Origin of the sequence: Streptomyces sp. NPDC001027 (assembly GCF_040299045.1) — a bacterium.
Lineage (GTDB): Bacteria > Actinomycetota > Actinomycetes > Streptomycetales > Streptomycetaceae > Streptomyces.
Window position 1 is genome coordinate 1 of sequence record NZ_JBEPBI010000512.1, and the last position, 2,275, is coordinate 2,275.

At 72.7% G+C, this 2,275-nt stretch carries 1 protein-coding gene; it reads right to left on the reverse strand.

What is annotated here, in order from left to right; genetic code table 11:
- A partial coding sequence (locus ABT300_RS43365) for an SDR family NAD(P)-dependent oxidoreductase (RefSeq protein ID WP_351688504.1) occupies positions 1-2,275 on the reverse strand: 2,275 nt, incomplete at both ends.

The window sequence follows — 2,275 nt, forward strand, 5'->3', positions numbered from 1 at the left end:
GTCTCCAGCAGCAGTCGCTGCTGCGGGTCCATCGCCGTCGCCTCGCGCGGCGAGATCCCGAAGAAGGCCGCGTCGAACTCGGCCGCGTCGTGCAGGAATCCGCCGTCGCGGGCGTAGGTGGTGCCCGCTCGGTCCGGATCGGGGTCGTACAGGTTCTCCACGTCCCAGCCGCGGTCGACGGGCAGGGACGAGATGGCGTCGGTCTCGTCGAGGACGAGCCGCCAGAAGTCGTCCGGTGAGTGTGCCCCGCCGGGGAAGCGGCAGCCCATGGAGACGATCGCGATCGGTTCGTCCTCACCGGCCGGGCGGGCCGCCGCAACAGCCGGCAGCGTGGTGGAGGGTTCCTCGGCGGAGTCGTCGACGAGCTGTCCGCGCAGATGGCGCGCGAGGTCACGGACATTGGGGTGGTCGAAGGCGATCGCGGCGGGCAGCGTGAGGCCGGTCGCCTCGTTGAGTCGGTTGCGCAGTTCGACAGCGGTGAGGGAGTCGAAGCCGAGTTCCCGGAACGCACGTGTGGCGGCGATGTCACTGCCGTCCGCGTGGCCGAGGACGGCGGCGACCTGGGTGCGGACCACGTCGGTCAGGGTCCGGTCGCGTTCGGCGGAGCTCTGGCCGGCCAGTTCCGCGCGCAGGCCGCCGCCACGTTCCGAGGCGCGGTCGAGAACCGCCTCGTCGGCCCGCATCGCGGCCGCCACCTCGGGGACCTCGTGCAGCAGTGGGCGGGAGTGCGCGGCGGTGAAGACGGGGACGAAGCGCTCCCAGTCGATGTCGGCGACGGCGAGGAAGGTCTCGTCGTGATCGAGTGCCTGCTCCAGGCCTGCGACGGCGAGTTCGGCGTCCATGAACGGGATGCCGCGCCAACGCAGTTGCTCCCGGACGACGTTGACGGCCATGCCTCCGCCCTCCGGGCTCCAGATGCCCCAGGCGAGGGACGTACCGGTCAGCCCGCGCGCTCGGCGATGGTCGGCGAGGGCGTCGACGTAGGCGTTGGAGGCCGAGTAGGCGCCGTGGTCGCCGCTGCCCCAGGTGCCGGCGACGGAGGAGTACAGGACGAAGGCGTCCAACTGGTCGTGGTCGAAGAGTTCGTCGAGGTTGACGGCCCCGAGCAGCTTGGCGCGGGCGCCCTCGGCGAAGAACTCGAGGTCGGTGTCGGCGAGGGAGGCGAGCATGCCGACGCCCGCGGTGTGCACGACGGTGCGGATCGCGGGGCCGTCGGACTCCACCTGCTCGACGAGACGGTGCAGCGCTTCCCGGTCGGCGACGTCGCACGCGGCGATGGTCACCCGGCAGCCCAGCTCGGTCAGTTCCTGCCGCAGCGCCTCCGCGCCCGGCGCCTGGTTCCCGTGACGGCTCGTCAACACAAGATGCTCGGCGCCCTTGCGGGCGAGCAGTCGGGCCGTGTGGGCGCCGAGGCCGCCGGTGCCGCCGGTGATCAGCGCGCCGCCGCTGGTGCTCCAGGGACGCGACGCGCTTCGGCCGGACAGAGGGGTGCGGACGAGCCGTCGGATGTGGGCGGCCGATCCGCGCAGGGCGATCTGGTCCTCGTCGTCTCCTGCGGCGAGGACGGCGACCAGGCCGCGTGCGACGTCGGAGTCGAGTACGGAGGGAAGGTCGACGAGGCCGCCCCAGCGCCGCGGCTGCTCCAGGGCGACCACCCGGCCGAATCCCCAGAGCGCGCCCTGTATCGGGTGGCTGACCGTGTCCCCGTCACCGGTACTGACGGCTTCGCTGGTCAGGAACCACGTCCTGGCCTGGATGCCGGCGTCCAGCATGCCCTGGACCAGAACCAGCGAGGACATCAGACCGACGGTCGCACCCGAGTGATCCGGGGCGAGACGCTCGTCGAGGGCCAGCAGGGACACGACACCGCTCACGGAGTCGACGTCGGTCCCGGCGTCGGTTCCGGCGATGGCGGTCGTGAGGCGCGCGGCGACGCCTGCGCGGTCCAGCTCGTCGGCGGCCATCGCGAAGGGCACGGTCGTCGCGCCCGCCTCGCTCAGGGCGTCGGCGACGGCCGCGGCCAGCGGCGACCCGACATGCTCCTCGGGGATGACGAGGAGCCAGGTCCCGTCGAGCGCAGCCCCTTCAGCGAGCCGGTAGGGCCGCCACGCCACCCGGTAACGCCAGCTGTCCAGCTTCGCCCGGCCCTGCCGCCCCCGACGCCAGGCCGACAACGCCGACAGGACATCGCCCAGACCACCGGCCCCGTCCAACCCGAGCGTGCCCGCCAGCCCTTCGAGGTCGCCTTCCTCGACGGTCCGCCAGAACTCCTCCT